This window comes from Brucella sp. NBRC 12950 (assembly GCF_030268145.1).
GTDB lineage: Bacteria > Pseudomonadota > Alphaproteobacteria > Rhizobiales > Rhizobiaceae > Brucella.
On sequence record NZ_BSQC01000021.1, the window covers coordinates 1 to 15,114 of the forward strand.

Below are 15,114 nucleotides of genomic sequence, written 5' to 3' on the forward strand. Positions count from 1 at the left end.
CCAGCCTTCCTCCAGGAGCTTCAGGCCAATCGCACGGCCAATCTGTCCGGTTCCCCCTATAATGAATGCCTGCTTTGCCACGTTGTTCTCCGCAAATTAGGTTGGTTTCGGATACAGTAACAACAGCGGCTTTGCACCGAAAGGTCTACAACCTGCCAGTCTGCAATCCACCCTCTGGCAGACATCCTACCAGGGAGGCAAAATCTGATCAAACCGTTGAGTGCGCGCGAATTTTAAGCCTCAACAGTTAACGGCGCAAATTTTTAGGGAGTGCTTTTGTTTTTGATTCAAAGTCGAGAACAACGCAATCAACCTTAGCGTCGTCTTTGGACAAGAGTTCTAAACAGGACCATTACATCATCTATGCGATACACGCCGTGCTGCATCGACCAAAACAAAGATTACAGCGGGTCGCTGACCCAATCTTCAAAGGCATGACGTATCCGAATTACGAAAACGGTTCCGTCTTCTTCAATTTGATAAATAATAATATGAGCTTGAAATGGATGAACCCGCACAGGAGGAGAGATTTCTTCACGTGCACGTGCCATTTTTGGGTTCCTGGCAATTAAATCCAGTGTATTAAATATTTCTTCGTGATAGCGTTTAGCCTGTACAGGCCCGAACATCGCGATCCCTTGCTCGGCGATGGAAATAATATCGTCCTCCGCAAGAACAGAGAGCTTAAGTTCCATCAGGTGCGTTTCACAGATTTTTCAGCGTTAGCTATTGCAATAGCGAAGAGTTCATCCTGCGAACGATTGCCTGGGCCACTTTGCAAGCCCTCGTCGACAAAACGCTGCATCGCTGCAATCTTGTCGTTACGCATCTGATCTTTACGGATCAAATCGCGCACATAGTCACTCGCGTTCGAGTAGCGTCCCGTTTTGGCCTGAGCCTCAACCCATTCTTTCATAGGATGAGGAAGCGATACGTTCATCGTTACCATCAAACTCTCCTTCGCTTCAGCTTATAATCTCAAATTGGCAAAGTTTGTCAATTCTATTCCCGCCTGCGGTCTGTCTATTTAATAGATGAGGACGTCGATATCGTAGTACGTGCTATGAAGCCGGTTAAAAAGGCGTCTCTGGGCTGAGGCTTGAGTAGGTTTTCTCTATCCCGGAGGCAATGCGATTTAGACAAACGTCATCGTTGGGTTCTGCACGGCGCCGAGCACTGCACAACGGAATGGTCGTCCACACAAATACGTCGCCAGACACGATCATCATCGGCTTACGGCAGACATTATCTAAGACGTAAATACTCCAGGGATCCGAGGGAAATCTAATGTCAGGTTCCTGCTCTAGAGTATGGGTCAGCAACAAGCCTTATGGTCGACGAGTGTCAATTGACTTGGAAACGACTGGGCCTGATCAACAGACGCATATATAAAACTTCTTTTTTCGGTGCAACGCCGTAGGCGGCACCCATCCTATTCCATGCGTTCCGCAGACTCTCGCCGATAGTGAAAGCTATGCGACACATTTTTCGATTAAGGTACTTGCCGAAGTGGGCAACAAAATTTTAATCGACTAGGACATTTGAACAAGCTCTTTTACCAAACCGTAACAGTCTGATGTTTGAAAAGCTAAAAAGCGCGCGTAAAGAATTTTACTTTTGGAAGTGATCCCTCAACCCAGCAACTTCGTTAACTAACGTGCATTCAAAAATATCGGTGATTCAATAAATAGCCAGATTCGGGTAGAAGCATTACTCACACGCCATCAAGACCGTAGGCTGTTTTGTTCTTACAGCTCGGGAAAAGATGGGAAAGCTTATCATTAATGACGAGAATGGAACCGTTGCCCACATCACAATCACCGATGTGAAGCAGTCTAACGATGCTCTTCACGTCATCGATAAAGTGGTTTTGCCTAAAACAAAACGGACCCAGACTGTATTAAAAATGCCGGTCTGGCCTTTTAACTGATCGCGAGCATAACTTCGTAGAACGTTTTTAATTATGAGAGGGGTTAGATGGACATACAAGAAGACGCAACATTAGCCGATGTAGGAGGTTTTCGCCTAAACAGTGTTCTTCTCTCTTCCAAAACCTTAGAGACAAACAATACCGTTTTATTCATTCATGGGGCGAGTACCAGTCTTCTTGACCCGCTTTACACATTTCGCGACGTGCGTCTAAATAATGCCCAGATGCTTTTTGTGGATCGTCCGGGACATGGAAAGTCAGAAGTTGGACCAGTCGAAAGCATTCGACCCGATGCACAGGCCGACGCAATAGCCAAACTTATGAAAATCCGCAGCATAGAAAGTGCCACAATTATCGGTCACTCTTACGGCGGTGCAGTGGCTGCGGCTCTGGCGGTGCGGCATCCTGAAAGTGTATCTGGTCTAATTTTCCTCTCACCTGCTGTTTATCCATGGGTCGGCGGTATCGCGTGGTATAATGATTTTGCACGAATGCCAGTAATCGGTGCATTGTTCAGTATGCTCGTCGCACCAACCTTTGGATTACTGAGCCTAAGAAAGGCGATAAGATCGGTGTTCACACCGAATAAATCCCCGATCGATTACATATCGCGGACAAAGGCATGGCACGCATTGCGGCCCTGCACATTCCGGCACAATGCGCGCGAACTCGGTGTACTCTGTGACTGGACTAAAAGTGCTTATAAAAACTATAAGAATATTGTTGTGCCGACGATTATCGTCACAGGCGATACCGATGAAATTGTGTCGCCAGCAATCCATGCAAAACAGTTGGCCAAGGATATTTATCAGTCTGAACTCTTTGTAATAAAGGGAATGGGGCATAAGTCCGACTATGTGGCGCGCGATCTTGTGGTAGCAGCGATTGAAAAAATCGCCGGGCGTAATGTGGACTTAGCCGTGATTGCACGCCGCATCGAGCAGCGAATATCTGATGACAGAAATATCTAAAAAAAGGCCGGCTTGGAACCGGCCAAATTCAGAAAATTAAGAAGCGGGCAGAACAGCTATATCTCGCACACTATTGTCAAGCTTCTCGATAGTGCCAACCTTCGTGGCGGCACCAGTTTCAAGGTTTACGGTGTAAATCGTATTGTCGCCAACCAGATAGGCAGTGTTTTTGCCTTCCGCCAATCCATGAATGTCAAAGGCATAAGTCGCAGGATTTTCGCTGATTTCCAGCTTGCCGATCGTCTTTAGCGTTCCATCATTCGGCCTTGTTTGCTGAACCAGTGTCTTGTTGCCAGCATCAATGTTGAACATGGCGGTCTTTTCTGGCTTGCCGATTGAATTCGTGTAAGCGGCAGCGGCGATTTTGCCTTCAGACCCTTCGCCGGCATCACCCGTTTCAAAAGCGAGCTTACCATCAACGGTCACTTCACCTGTATCAGGATGAACACGATGATTTGTCGTGCCCGTCATGAAACGAAGTCGGTCAGCCATAGGGTTGAAATCGACAATAATTGGCTGACCTTCTGCAATTGGAAGCATCTCGTTCATTTTGGAAACATCCGTTACAGCTCCGCTTTCGAGATTGATTGTTACAATCCGATGATCCTCAGTAACGCCGACAACCGTCTTATCGGCAGGTCGAACATCAATTCCAAGCAGCTTTTCAACGCCGTCTACATCCATCGTCTTTGTGATCTTGCCGTCATCTGTATCAAACATCACCAGCGTTTTTTCGCCAACGAGGCCAATGGCTGGTGCAGCCATGCCATGAATGATCGAAACCCCAAGAATAGTCGATGTAGCCAGTACCAACTGAATAGTGCGCATCATTGTTCTCCTTTGTTTCGCGGTTTGAAGCAGCCGTTCGGGTCGTGGATTTCGGCGCCTCTAATGTCTAGACACACGAGACCCGCCGGTGGATGCAGCTAAGAAAAATAAAATTCCGATGCATCTGTTTGCCTATTTCATGCGTATAGGAATTAGGGTTAGGTTATGTTTCGGATGAGGAGACATATGGAATGGGCGGACAGTCGGATGAACTGGCAAAGGCTATTGCTGCCTGCGTGCGGCGTGACCGTTCAGGGCTACGCACCATATTTGATCAGGAAGCAGGCCGATTGCTAGCAGTAGCCCACCGCATTCTTCGGCGTCGCGAACTTGCAGAGGAAGTCTTACAAGAAGCCCTCATTCGGATTTGGACACATGCCCATCAATATGCGCCTGACCAAGGCTCTGCCAAAGGATGGATATACGCGATTGTCCGCAATCGAGCTTTGAATGCCTTACGTGACGGTAAACGCGAACAGGCTGTCGATGATATCGACACATTAAAGGAGGCCGATCATTCAAATGAAATTCTGAATGCCTGGCATCAACTTGATCAGAAAAGCCAGTTGCGGGATTGTCTTCGTTCCCTCGATAAAAACAAGCGGGATGGCATTCTTATGGCTTATGTCGGAGGTTATACGCACGGTGAGATCGCAGGTCGATTACAGATACCTCTGGGCACTGCAAAATCGTGGGTACGTCGCGGTTTGAGCGCATTACGGGCGTGCATGTCATGATAAAGTCATTCGATAACATCCCAGAACTTGCCGACGAATATGTGCTCGGCCTACTTAACCCAGACGAAGAACTTCAGATCGAAGCCGAAATCAGCCACAATGACGAGCTGAAGCAAGCCGTTGCCAACAGTCTTGAGCGCTTTTTGGCGCTTGATACGTCGGTTAATCCGATGCACGTCGATGAACGCATCTGGGAAGCTATTCAAAACCAGCTTTTGGAAAGCGCTGCCGCGTCAGTATCGCCCGTCAGAAATGCTAACGATAACAAGTTTGGTGTTAATCGCTGGCGACTTGCTGCACTTTCGGCATCGGCCGCATCAATCCTTCTTGCTATTGGTCTCGGATGGTCGCTTACAAGAACCATTGAGCCGGTTGTGATCGCGGTTTTGCTGGATGATACTGGAGGCGTTCAGGCAATCGTTGAAGATTTTGGTAATGAAAATGCCCGTGTCCGCCTGTTAAACAACGTCGAAATTCCGTCAGGTAAAACCATTCAGGTATGGACGCTACCCTCACAGGAAATCGGGCCTGTCTCAATGGGATTGCTCGAAGGCGCGCATTCCGCAGTGTTGAAGGGACCAGACCTGCCTCTGCCCCGTGGTGAACAGCTTTATGAACTTACATTAGAACCTGCTGGTGGCTCTCCAACGGGACGTCCGACGGGACCAATTCTCTCAAAAGGCTACGCAAAAGCTCCGCTGTAGACAATCCAGCTAATCGAAGCACTATTTTCGCTGATTGCCGGTCAAGAACGGATCTCTGTTATTAAGCCAGCTGTGATGGGCAAACGGTTATCGCTGAATTGATTTGATATTTCTGAAACTATTGGCGAACTAACGGGCCGGGTTCGACTTTGGTTGCAATTATGAAATGCAAAAAACATAAATAATAATGCAGCATCGGTTTCAAACCACCGGTGCTGCAATAATAAAATTCTACACTTTATTGACTACAGGAGGTATCCAACGTCCATTTATTGCCTCTGTTTTCGGTAAGTAGAGTCGCATAACAGCATAAAATGGTTCGCTAGGAGCAGGGAGCCAATTCGATTCAAGTTTCGATCCTGGACTATCGTGCTGTAGATGCAGAACTATTTCACCATTGTCGTTTTTCTGGAGATCACTAAGCATCGCCGAGTTAATCAGATAGCGATCGATAGGGTTTTTGACGAGAAATTGCTTGGCTCGATCATACATAGTTATCGACCAGAATGCATCGACGGGCGGCAATGTGTCCTGCGAGAACGTCAAAGTATAATCGCCATCCCGACCGTTTAGCGGCACCATCTTCCCGTCAAGCGCATAGATGACATAAAGGGCTTCCTGTACTGTATTACCGTAAATTCCGCCTTGTGCGGCTGCGGCACGGACTAAGTACTTGCCCTTCATGAATTCAGGCGTACCGAATAATTTGGATGAATCGGTCATTCGACCGGCTTCTTCTCGAAGCTCCTTTTCCGTCGTCACAACCAACTCATTCATCAGTTCTACCGTAGCGGCTGGCGTGCTTGCCCCCGGCCATGTTTCTCCCTGACGGATACCAAGACTGACTAGGTTTTCTCGTTGCGCCTCATCTCCTGCATACGGCGGGGCGAACTGAAGCAGGAAGGCAGCAAGCGACCAATAATCGGAGACCATCTTTTCATCCGATATCGGTAGCCAGGCGACCGATGGTGGAGCTTCAGGTGCCGGGGTACCGGCATAGGTCGACAGAAGTGCTGCCTTGTAGCCCGCCTGAACATCCTTCACCTTGTCGAGATCAGCCGAAGAGAAAAGCTGTGTCCTGACGATACCGATTGCGAGCGTGGTCGGCATTTCGATAACGCGCTTGATACCCTTGGGCACCTCGCCCTTCCAACCGGGGCCAGTGATCAGAAAGTCGCCACCGTCATTGCCATCGACGCGCGTGCCCGGATAGTCGACATTGTTGGTGTATAGATCAACCAGCTGGAGTGAGTAATACCGATCCTTCTCGATTGCCGGCAGCGTTACCACGACAGGCTCTGCACGCAAATCGAAAACAATGAATGAATAAGGTGTGTCCGAGTTCGGCGTAATAATGGCTGTGTCCTCAGGCGTATAGACCCGAGCAATACTTACCATTTTGTTGAAAGGCCCCTTGTATTGTCCGCCGTCTGGCTCAAGCGCATACTGATACATGGTGAGATAGTTCTTCACCATCGGATAAGTGTAAATATAAGCCTCACGGGCCGATGCCCTAATGTCTTCCTGTGCGAAGGATGGCAATGATGGCAGCGCCATCAGCGCAGCAGTACCGGCAAGAAAAGTCCTTCGCTTCATTTCACTTCCTCCGCAACAGGAAATTTCCAGCTTCCATCCAGAATGCTCGTCTCGGGGCGATATAGACGAACCATGTAATTCCATCCCTCTGGTGTCGGCAAACAGTTGGCAATTTTGCCGTCGCAACCGCCGAACTGAACTCTCACGCCACCGTCAGTATCCTTATGAGCGGTCAGATTGTTGATTGTGTAAGCGTTCGACTTATTCTGCCTGAAAAATCCCTTTTCATCATAGATACTTATTGACCAAAAGCCTTTAACAGGTACGTCGGCGACTTTGATACTATACACCGTGTTGCCGTCATTGTCGGACACTGTACGGTTCAGATACAGCGCGTCTTGTTCCGGGTTACCACCCCAAGCCATGGCCGAGCCGATGAAATGACGAACCGGATCAACCTTGTCCTTCGCTCCGAACATGCCGCGCGTATCCGGCAGAGTTGCGGCTAATTGCAGAATGACAGATCGGGTGTTGTTACGGCTGGTGCTGTCCCAATTAGGGATTTCAAAACTTCCGGGACCACCCGGCTGCTCAGCGGTGATTTTGTCCTGTAGTTCATGTACGGCCTTCAGGTCTTCGGGATCCTCCGGATTTGCAAGAATACGAATACCAGGGAAGACGTAGCGCGTTCCAATCTCTTCTCGGGTGAACGTATAAGTCCCAGGTTCGTAGTAAACACCGTGCGTATAATGGTTTTGATCGAAGACCTGCATCGACATGAAACGCCCACCGGTGTCAGGCAGCGTGACTGTCACAGGCCCGGCGTCAAGATCGAACACTGCTGATGAATAAAGCGTGTCGCGGTTCATACGGATTATTGCCTGCTTATCCAGCGGTGTCATCTCCCGATCGTGGCCGAATTTGCCGAAACGGCCAGCCGCTACCACTGCTGAAAAATACAGATCGCTCTCGGCCTGGACGAAATTGTCACTGTTGACTTGAACCGGCTCAGCAGCGACAGACGTGGAGGGCATCAACATTGACGCGGCCAGCGCAACAATACCAAATGCCAGAATTTTATCCTTGGAACTTTTTTGCCATGAGTTACGGCTACTGCAACGCATTTTCAACCTCATCTTGATCTAGATTGATGAAACTCAGATTGAGCAGCAAAGCTTAAAAGCGAAATGCCAATCCAAGAATTGGCCCCTGCTGAACAACATCGAACACAAAATTGTCGTGGTCATAATCGACACCAAGGGCACGATAGCCAGCAACAGCGGAGATATTATCGTTAAACTGATAGCCGATACCGGCTGCCACGTCCCAATCGAGCTTCGCCTGACCGGCTCCAATCAATCCCCAACCATTTACGTACACATTATCCGACAGGAAATAACGGCTGCGAAATCCAGCAATAGCGTCGACCCAGGTGGCGCTATCGCTGCGCTCGACGCCATCGAGCAAACCGCCCGAGAAGCTCAGTTCAGTTTTTGCGTACCAGATGCGGGCGCCGACAACAGCGTCGAAATTGCTTTTTCCGTCAGTGAATAGAGAGTATCCCGCGCCGAAAAGGCCCGTAAAGGTTTGAGATGTCAGGCTGACGTCGCGCGCGAGGAAACCCCGTGGGGTTCCGGAATCCGTTGTGGTTTTCGTATAGATAATGTCGCCAAAGAAACTGTAACGATCATTCCGGGCTTCGGCGACACCCATGAAGGAAAAATCGAGATCGCTGAGGATATCACCGAAATCAGACTTGAGATGTACTGCCGGCAATCCGAACTGGCCAACATCCCCTGAAATCCCAGCCGCCCAGAAATAAGGGCTCGCTGCAAAACGCCAATCCGAATTTTCCACCGGTTTTGCTTCTGGGACAATGCCTGGAAGCACCGCATCTGCCGCATTTGCTACAGATAGCCCCGCTCCCAGAAGAAGGAGAGGTAAAGCAAACTTTCCGACCATATTCATCATTCGACCTTAGTAGGGTTTGAGTTGCACCCGATAGCTCATCAAAATGTCTCGCAATAAGCGCATTTTGAGAGCTATTTCGGAAACAGGAAGGTCAGGGTTGTTCGCAGACCCCAGTCCGGACCGCCGCTTGGGGCCTCCGCGTAGTATCGACCTCCTACCTGGAAACTCATCGCCTGTGTCCCCACCTGGAATACTTGTGTAACCCCGAAATTGACCGGCACTGTCCATTGGGAAGCTTCCCAATCATAAGTTGAATCCACGCTTAAAGATGCTGACGTACCATGACCAAAATTATATGACACGAAAGGCTGCAACAGACTCACACTGACGTCTTGCCTGTCGCTATCACCGGCAACCGACCAGATATGATTTGCAAGACCACCGACAGTCCATTTATCCTGCTGAACGAGCGCAACGGCTGTTGGGCCCAGCCCGAATTTCCCGGTACCCAGATAGTCGTCTGTCGCTGTGGGCAGAAGGAAAACAGGACCAGCCCCCCAAATCAGACCATTCGCGGGCTCTTTCGGCGAAAAGAAGAAACTGGCATTGATATCGCCGAGCCCACTTACACTACCTCCCGGCATATAATCTCTATAAGAAATCGGGATAATCGTCCGGGTTATCAAATTCCAGTCTTCGTTTACGCTAAACGGTATCACCGGTTGAACGTTCAGTGTGAATGCAAAACCATCGCCCTTGGCTCCAGCCTTGAAATCGTAGTTGCCTTGAAATGGCACGCTAATCAGATTGGCAAGAGGGTTGGCCAGTTTCTGTGATAGATCATCAGCAGAAGACTGCGCCTTACTTGTAGCTGTGCTCGCCACGAAAACTGCCAAGATTGTCGCACTCATTACCGGTGCTTTTCTAGCCATTGCACCCCCAATCTTATCCGCCATTCCCCAACCTTCAAAAAGGACGCTCTCTTGCTGCTCATGTCCCGCGGCAGCAAGACGATTATGCATGCTTTCAGAAGAGAGACTGTCCGAATCCTGACAGTTCATCGAAGGTTGGAACAAATCAGCATTTATTTCTTGGTTATAAATACCCGGTATAAATAAGCACTAGAGAAGAGCCAGTATTCACCATTCACCGAGCCCGAAGAACCAGATGCAAGAAATAACACGTGAGTACGCCGAACAAGTAATCAGCGCGAACGGTTGGCTCTCTTATATGCCAGAACCATTTAGACAAGGGATTTTCGGGAAAGCTGTGGTGAATAAGTATGAGCCTGGACAGGCCATATACAGGGTCGGCGACCCTCTTGGTGGGATGTACGGTCTTGTAGCGGGCAGCGTCTCGATCAATACAGCCTCGGACAGCGCGGCACCCCGGCTTATTCACCTTGGCGTCGCAGGAGCTTGGACCGGTGAAGGCCCCTTTTTGACGGGACAGCCAAGACGCGCAGAGCTGCGAGCGTTGAGTGCTGCATGGATGATGCATATCCCTTTGGAAGCAATGGAACAAATGGCCAGGAAAGATCCAGCCTTTGTTCGCGCTGTGTGCATGAATACCGTTTTGACGGTCGACGTTCTGGTGCGCATTGTACACGACCTGCAAAAGCGAAACGCATCACGCCGCATCGCCTCCGTCATTCACCGAACTGCATGGCTTGGAAATGAATCTATCCCGCTGTCCCAGCATGATCTCGGCATCATGGCCAATGCATCAAGACAACAGGTCAACGCAACGCTTAACAAGTTTTCCAAAAACGGCTGGATCGAATATAACTACAGAAATATCATTATCAGGAATGCTAAAGAAATATCGAACCACGCTGAATTAGAGGATTAAATTTAAGATATTTTTCTCTGTAGGTAATTATTCAATGGTAAGTCCACCGAATGTACATAATGCCGCGATTACCGTTACTTAGCGCAGTAGCCGCCTTCGTGGCGGGACAATCGCTGTTCCTCCTTGTAATGCCGCCACTGGCGCGAAGTTTGGGCTTTACCGATCTCCAGGCTGGCTTGATCGTAAGTCTGTCAGCTCTCCTATTGATGATATCAGCTCCCTTATGGGGGCACTTAAGCGACCGACTGGGACGACGGCCTGTTCTCTATCTCGCCATAGGAGTAAGCGCAAGCTCGCTTGCTGCTATTGGCTGTGTCGTTCACTTACGCTTGAGCGGCGTGTTTTCAGCCGGCATTGCGTTGATATCAATTGCAGGGGTTAGAGGTTTACAAGTATTGCTGGCGGGCGGAATGTTTCCCGCAGCGCAAGGTTATATTGCTGATACTACTGCACGCGCGGAGCGAACTAGAGCAATGGGGCTTCTGGGCGCCGCTACAGGAATAGGTGGCGTTGCTGGTGCGGCTATGACTTTTGGAGTGGCTCCCGCGCATCCTGCAGCAGCGTTTGGAATTGTAGCCCTCGTCTTGATAAGTGCATTATTTGCAGTCCATAGAATTGAAGTTCCGAAAGTTCAGCATATAGAAAGCCCCGAGAGCACGGAAAATCTTAGCAAAGCATTCAATTTATCTTGGCCCTATATGGCCATTACGATGGTATCATTCGCAGGATACAGCATCCTTCAGCAAGTCACAGCCATCAGAATGCAAGACACCTGGGGGGTCACTGTTGATCTTTCAATAGCAAAAACAGGCGCAGCATTCCTATGTACAGCCGTAGTAATGGTCTTAACGCAGGTATTTTTGCTACGCCTTCCGGCCTTAAAACCATCCTCTCTACTAGCTTCTGGCGCAATAATTTCTATAATATCAGTCTACTTGAATACTGTAGCCACCAGTTACGTTGTAATTTTTTCCTCACTGCTCCTGTTGGGCATCGGATTGGGTCTCATCTTACCTGGAAACATGGCGGGATTGAGCTTAGACAATACAAGCGTCACACAAGGCAAAGCTGCCGGCCTTAACATTCTCGCCCAGGGAATTGGACAGACGGTTGGTCCAATACTAGCGTCGTACACGTATGGCATCTCTCGGCTGCAACCCTTCAAAATCAGCTGCATTCTTTTTATTGTAGTACTCGGACTAGCGCTTTATCTGATCCAACGATCAATAATAAGTCGCCGCTGAAGTTTTTTACTCGCACCTCGCCCATAGCTCCGATTTCTATGCCGTGAACGGAATCAACCCTTTGATCCGTCCATTGTTCTCAGTAAGCAATTGAACGCTTGGACTTCTGTGAATGCAGGATGCTAACTCGGCGACGGATCGGAAACTCCACACAGAATAAGTGACCTCGGCTGAAATGTTCAACTTAGATTGAAACATCCACTCAATAGTTCTCGAAAACAACTTATAGATGTCTCGCGTTCCAGATTAGGAAGCGAACCGTTTACGAATTATCGGAAGCGTATCGGTTACACTTTTCGAGATGAGAGAGTGATGAAAGCGCCTTCGCTAAGTCATTTTGTCCAGTTGAATCGGGTCCTTGCGTTAGATAGCGATACTTCCGGTCTTTGCATGACATCTCCCTCAGAAACTCAATAGACTAAAGAGGCATCAAAAGCGCCTGCTGCCACCGGGGGGCATGGTAACGGAGCTGAAACGGTTAAGACCGAATACTGTAAACCTTCTCGGGACGTCTGAGGCGTTCCCTGAAACTCAAAAATCAACAGTCTGTTCTCCACAGTATATTGATGGCTTAAAGAAGGTCAGATTCATGGGATTTTATAATCGACAAGAAAGCGCGCACGCTCAAAACTTCGTAGCTCCGCCGCTGCGGGAACATATCACAAACGACGAAGCCTGAATTTCAAGTATTGGGTACCCTGCACCGTGTACTCACGCAGAATCTCGCTGCTAAAGTATTAAGAGAAGCGGGATGCGCGGCACATGCCGTGTAATCATCGAGAAAACCCTCTGCAGATATTAGAACTGCGAGCAGATTGAATGTTCTGACAAGTCGGAGAACAGCCGACGGGTATTCAGAGGTGAACCTTTGCCGCACCTATTCCATCTCCTGCCGAAGCATTTACCTTAACACGGAGTGCTATGAGCAATGCGGCAAGCAGCATCACCAGGCTGCCACCTATGAACACACCAACAATGCCGCTCAAGCCGAACATGAGGCCTCCGGTTGCAGCCCCGGCAGCGATCGCCCCTTGCACCGAGGCAACCACCATTCCACCGGCGCTTTCCGCCTGATCTGGAACCGAACGAGCAACCCAGGTAGACCAGGCGACGGGTACACCGCCGAACGTCAATCCCCAGAAAGCCACCAGAAGGGCCAGCCCAAGACCCGAGACAGGCAGGAAGACAAGAGCGAGGCCCGCGATGCCAACAAGCATGGGCATGAGCACAAGCGTCAGGTGCAAACTACGCTCCATCAACCAGCCTCCTAGAAGAGTACCAGCAAAATTTGCTATTCCAAAGCCGAGCAGCATCAACGCCAGCGCATCCGGACCAACGCCAGCGGTGCTTTCAAGAAATGGCCTTATATAAGTGAACAGCGCGTAATGCCCGGTGTGCGCGAGAATGCAGCCCAGCATGCCAATCGCAATGCCCGGACGCAGCACGACGTCGACCACCGTTCTGAGACGAGCAGTGGTTTTGCGAGGCGCAAGCCGCGGTAAGGTAAAAAGCTGAAACAACAATGTTGCGACCCCAATAGCCGCTGCTGCATAAAAGGCGCTACGCCACCCGAATAACTCTCCCAGATAGCTGCCTAGCGGCACTGAAACGACTGTCCCCACGGCAATGCCGCTAAAGACGATAGAAAGTGCGCGCGGAAGCAGTACAGGAGGTACAAGCCGCATTGTGACAGCCGCGGCCATTGCCCAGAAACCACCAAGAGCAATGCCCAGAAAAACTCGCATAATCAACAGAATTGTTATGCTGGAGGAGACAGCCACCAGCAAGTTGGAAGCGATCATCAACGTGGAAAAGGCCAGGAGAATTATGCGCCGGTCGAACCCTCTTGTCAGAACCGGTACAAAAAGACCGGAAAATAGCGCCACCACTGCGGTGACCGTAACGGCTTGCCCTGCCAAAGCCTCAGACACACCAAGCTCGGCAGCCATGGGTGTCAGCAGGCTCGCAGGCAAATACTCTGCCGTCAGCAGACCGAATACGCCCATTGTCAGCGAAAACACTGCAAGCCACGAAGCAGATACGGGCTCGTCATGTATTACGCCATCAGGCTCTGTACTTAATGCAGAGCAGCAAGTGATATCAGTCATCTAGGTTCTTTCTGTTTTCAATCAATTTGAACCGGAACCTAGACATCAATCATCGGACGATCTATGTCTAACATACCTGAATATTTGATTGAAACTCCTGACATGACTTTCCAAGACTCCTTCGCGTTATCCTCCGACCTCGTAAGCGAGTTGCTGTCCGGGATGCGACTGCGCGGGGTTCAATATCGCCGCATCCAGACCGGGCCAGAGTTCGGCATGAATTTTGATGCCAGACCCGGTTATGCCTATTTCCACTATCTCGCCATAGGAACAGCGCTGCTAAGAAGCGCAGATGGAAGTCTTCACAGGCTATCGGCAGGTAACGCCGTTCTCATGCCTCATGGCGGAGAGCACGCGTTGCTGTCCGATGATAGTGTCCCGGTGCAACCTATCGACAGCTTTACCACAGCCCCTCTTGGCGACGCGGTTAGTGGGGTAGACACCTGCCCGAGTACCAGCACGATACCCAGCGCCATTCTATTTTATGGCTGTATGGAGTTCGATCTGGGCGGAATGCAGGGGCTTGGTCCGCTGATGCCGCCCTTCATGCTGGCGGATGCTCATAATGGCCGTTATCCCGGACTGGAACCCATTTTCACCAGTATGAAGAATGAAATCTGCTCAGGCCGGATCGGATTTGCGGGCGTACTCGCACGACTGGCCGAAGTCATGGCCGCCATGATCGTGCGAGGCTGGGTGGAATGCGGCTGTGAAAATGCCTCAGGTCTCGTGGCTGCCTTGCGTGATCCGCGTCTGGCGCGCGCTATTCTTGCACTGCACCGAAACCCTGGTCATGACTGGTCGGTAGAAGAACTGGCGGCTGAATGCAACATTTCCCGATCTGTTTTTGCTGGGCGCTTTCAATCTACCATCGGTATTCCGCCGCTTCGCTATGCTTCCGAACTTCGGATGCGGCTTGCCAGCCAATGGCTGAACCGCGACAGGTTGTCGATCGACACTGTGGCGCACAAACTTGGTTATAATTCTCAAGCTGCTTTCAGCCGCGCATTTAAACGTATCACCGGCCATCCGCCAGGCGCGAGCCGACAGCTAATGGCGAGCTCTAGATAGATGCGTCCCAAACGTTTTTTACCAGTGGACACATGCACAATACGGGCAGAACCAACAAATACAAAATCAACTGGATCATGACCCCTCCTCACTGTTAACGTCATGCCAAAGGGGTTCCATTCTCGCAACCGGAATGTCGCAGCTGATTAGCTCTTGCATACAGTTTGGGCATATTTCGACGAACTCATTTTTCCGTCAAAACTCGTAGCACATAACGAGGATT

At 49.9% G+C, this 15,114-nt stretch carries 14 protein-coding genes and 1 pseudogene; 7 read left to right on the top strand and 8 right to left on the bottom strand.

The window, feature by feature from the left end; translation table 11 throughout:
* Positions 1 to 401 precede the first annotated feature (401 nt).
* Entirely contained in the window at positions 402 to 695 is a 294-nt protein-coding gene (locus QSJ70_RS25065; protein ID WP_285540631.1) for a type II toxin-antitoxin system RelE/ParE family toxin, read from the bottom strand.
* The gene (locus tag QSJ70_RS25070) at positions 695 to 949 is read right to left on the bottom strand and encodes a type II toxin-antitoxin system ParD family antitoxin (RefSeq protein WP_285540633.1); all 255 of its coding nucleotides are present in this window, start codon (positions 947 to 949) and stop codon (positions 695 to 697) included. Before QSJ70_RS25070 ends, QSJ70_RS25065 begins: the two co-directional genes overlap by 1 nt.
* Positions 950 to 1,717: 768 nt before the next feature.
* Here QSJ70_RS25070 and QSJ70_RS25075 point away from each other — a divergent pair.
* A pseudogene (locus tag QSJ70_RS25075) lies at positions 1,718 to 1,930 on the top strand (hypothetical protein); the annotation flags it as partial.
* A 47-nt stretch (positions 1,931 to 1,977) separates the two neighbouring features.
* The gene (locus QSJ70_RS25080; RefSeq protein WP_285540635.1) at positions 1,978 to 2,901 is read left to right on the top strand and encodes an alpha/beta fold hydrolase; all 924 of its coding nucleotides are present in this window, start codon (positions 1,978 to 1,980) and stop codon (positions 2,899 to 2,901) included.
* Between the two features lie 36 nt (positions 2,902 to 2,937).
* On the opposite strand, the gene QSJ70_RS25085 is transcribed toward QSJ70_RS25080, so the two are convergent.
* Positions 2,938 to 3,729, bottom strand: a complete 792-nt coding sequence (locus QSJ70_RS25085; protein WP_285540776.1) for a DUF4394 domain-containing protein — start codon at positions 3,727 to 3,729, stop codon at positions 2,938 to 2,940.
* Between the two features lie 191 nt (positions 3,730 to 3,920).
* Here QSJ70_RS25085 and QSJ70_RS25090 point away from each other — a divergent pair, with 191 nt between their 5' ends.
* Entirely contained in the window at positions 3,921 to 4,466 is a 546-nt protein-coding gene (locus QSJ70_RS25090; RefSeq protein ID WP_285540637.1) for a sigma-70 family RNA polymerase sigma factor, read from the top strand.
* Positions 4,463 to 5,170, top strand: coding sequence for an anti-sigma factor (locus tag QSJ70_RS25095; protein ID WP_285540639.1), 708 nt, complete (start codon positions 4,463 to 4,465; stop codon positions 5,168 to 5,170). The genes QSJ70_RS25090 and QSJ70_RS25095 overlap by 4 nt, the downstream gene beginning before the upstream one ends.
* Positions 5,171 to 5,401: 231 nt before the next feature.
* On the opposite strand, the gene QSJ70_RS25100 is transcribed toward QSJ70_RS25095, so the two are convergent.
* The 4 genes from QSJ70_RS25100 to QSJ70_RS25115 form a co-directional block, all read right to left on the bottom strand.
* Complete coding sequence (locus QSJ70_RS25100; RefSeq protein ID WP_285540641.1) at positions 5,402 to 6,766, bottom strand: DUF1254 domain-containing protein; 1,365 nt, start codon at positions 6,764 to 6,766, stop codon at positions 5,402 to 5,404.
* Positions 6,763 to 7,830, bottom strand: coding sequence for a DUF1254 domain-containing protein (locus QSJ70_RS25105; RefSeq protein WP_352231025.1), 1,068 nt, complete (start codon positions 7,828 to 7,830; stop codon positions 6,763 to 6,765). Before QSJ70_RS25105 ends, QSJ70_RS25100 begins: the two co-directional genes overlap by 4 nt.
* Before the next feature lie 52 nt (positions 7,831 to 7,882).
* The gene (locus QSJ70_RS25110) at positions 7,883 to 8,674 is read right to left on the bottom strand and encodes a hypothetical protein (RefSeq protein WP_502871723.1); all 792 of its coding nucleotides are present in this window, start codon (positions 8,672 to 8,674) and stop codon (positions 7,883 to 7,885) included.
* Positions 8,675 to 8,748: 74 nt separating this feature from the next.
* Positions 8,749 to 9,549, bottom strand: a complete 801-nt coding sequence (locus tag QSJ70_RS25115; protein WP_285540646.1) for a transporter — start codon at positions 9,547 to 9,549, stop codon at positions 8,749 to 8,751.
* Between the two features lie 235 nt (positions 9,550 to 9,784).
* Between QSJ70_RS25115 and QSJ70_RS25120 the strand changes: the two genes are divergently transcribed.
* Both QSJ70_RS25120 and QSJ70_RS25125 read left to right on the top strand, forming a co-directional pair.
* Positions 9,785 to 10,468 (top strand): Crp/Fnr family transcriptional regulator, encoded by a 684-nt coding sequence (locus QSJ70_RS25120; protein WP_285540648.1) that lies wholly within the window; start codon positions 9,785 to 9,787, stop codon positions 10,466 to 10,468.
* A gap of 50 nt (positions 10,469 to 10,518) precedes the next feature.
* Entirely contained in the window at positions 10,519 to 11,712 is a 1,194-nt protein-coding gene (locus QSJ70_RS25125; protein ID WP_285540650.1) for an MFS transporter, read from the top strand.
* 854 nt (positions 11,713 to 12,566) lie between these two features.
* Here the strand turns inward: QSJ70_RS25125 and QSJ70_RS25130 are convergent.
* Positions 12,567 to 13,820 (bottom strand): MFS transporter, encoded by a 1,254-nt coding sequence (locus QSJ70_RS25130; RefSeq protein ID WP_285540653.1) that lies wholly within the window; start codon positions 13,818 to 13,820, stop codon positions 12,567 to 12,569.
* 102 nt (positions 13,821 to 13,922) lie between these two features.
* Here QSJ70_RS25130 and QSJ70_RS25135 point away from each other — a divergent pair, with 102 nt between their 5' ends.
* A complete protein-coding gene (locus QSJ70_RS25135; protein WP_285540655.1) occupies positions 13,923 to 14,891 on the top strand; it encodes an AraC family transcriptional regulator in 969 nt (322 codons plus the stop codon).
* Positions 14,892 to 15,114: the final 223 nt, after the last annotated feature.

Excerpts from the sequence above, each read along its gene's own strand:
- QSJ70_RS25065 (WP_285540631.1), bottom strand. The coding sequence starts at position 695 with ATGGAACTTAAGCTCTCTGTTCTTGCGGAGGACGATATTATTTCCATC.
- QSJ70_RS25070 (WP_285540633.1), bottom strand. The coding sequence starts at position 949 with ATGGTAACGATGAACGTATCGCTTCCTCATCCTATGAAAGAATGGGTT.
- QSJ70_RS25080 (WP_285540635.1), top strand. The coding sequence starts at position 1,978 with ATGGACATACAAGAAGACGCAACATTAGCCGATGTAGGAGGTTTTCGC.
- QSJ70_RS25085 (WP_285540776.1), bottom strand. The coding sequence starts at position 3,729 with ATGCGCACTATTCAGTTGGTACTGGCTACATCGACTATTCTTGGGGTT.
- QSJ70_RS25090 (WP_285540637.1), top strand. The coding sequence starts at position 3,921 with ATGGGCGGACAGTCGGATGAACTGGCAAAGGCTATTGCTGCCTGCGTG.
- QSJ70_RS25095 (WP_285540639.1), top strand. The coding sequence starts at position 4,463 with ATGATAAAGTCATTCGATAACATCCCAGAACTTGCCGACGAATATGTG.
- QSJ70_RS25100 (WP_285540641.1), bottom strand. The coding sequence starts at position 6,766 with ATGAAGCGAAGGACTTTTCTTGCCGGTACTGCTGCGCTGATGGCGCTG.
- QSJ70_RS25105 (WP_352231025.1), bottom strand. The coding sequence starts at position 7,830 with ATGCGTTGCAGTAGCCGTAACTCATGGCAAAAAAGTTCCAAGGATAAA.
- QSJ70_RS25110 (WP_502871723.1), bottom strand. The coding sequence starts at position 8,674 with ATGAATATGGTCGGAAAGTTTGCTTTACCTCTCCTTCTTCTGGGAGCG.
- QSJ70_RS25115 (WP_285540646.1), bottom strand. The coding sequence starts at position 9,549 with ATGGCTAGAAAAGCACCGGTAATGAGTGCGACAATCTTGGCAGTTTTC.
- QSJ70_RS25120 (WP_285540648.1), top strand. The coding sequence starts at position 9,785 with ATGCAAGAAATAACACGTGAGTACGCCGAACAAGTAATCAGCGCGAAC.
- QSJ70_RS25125 (WP_285540650.1), top strand. The coding sequence starts at position 10,519 with ATGTACATAATGCCGCGATTACCGTTACTTAGCGCAGTAGCCGCCTTC.
- QSJ70_RS25130 (WP_285540653.1), bottom strand. The coding sequence starts at position 13,820 with ATGACTGATATCACTTGCTGCTCTGCATTAAGTACAGAGCCTGATGGC.
- QSJ70_RS25135 (WP_285540655.1), top strand. The coding sequence starts at position 13,923 with ATGACTTTCCAAGACTCCTTCGCGTTATCCTCCGACCTCGTAAGCGAG.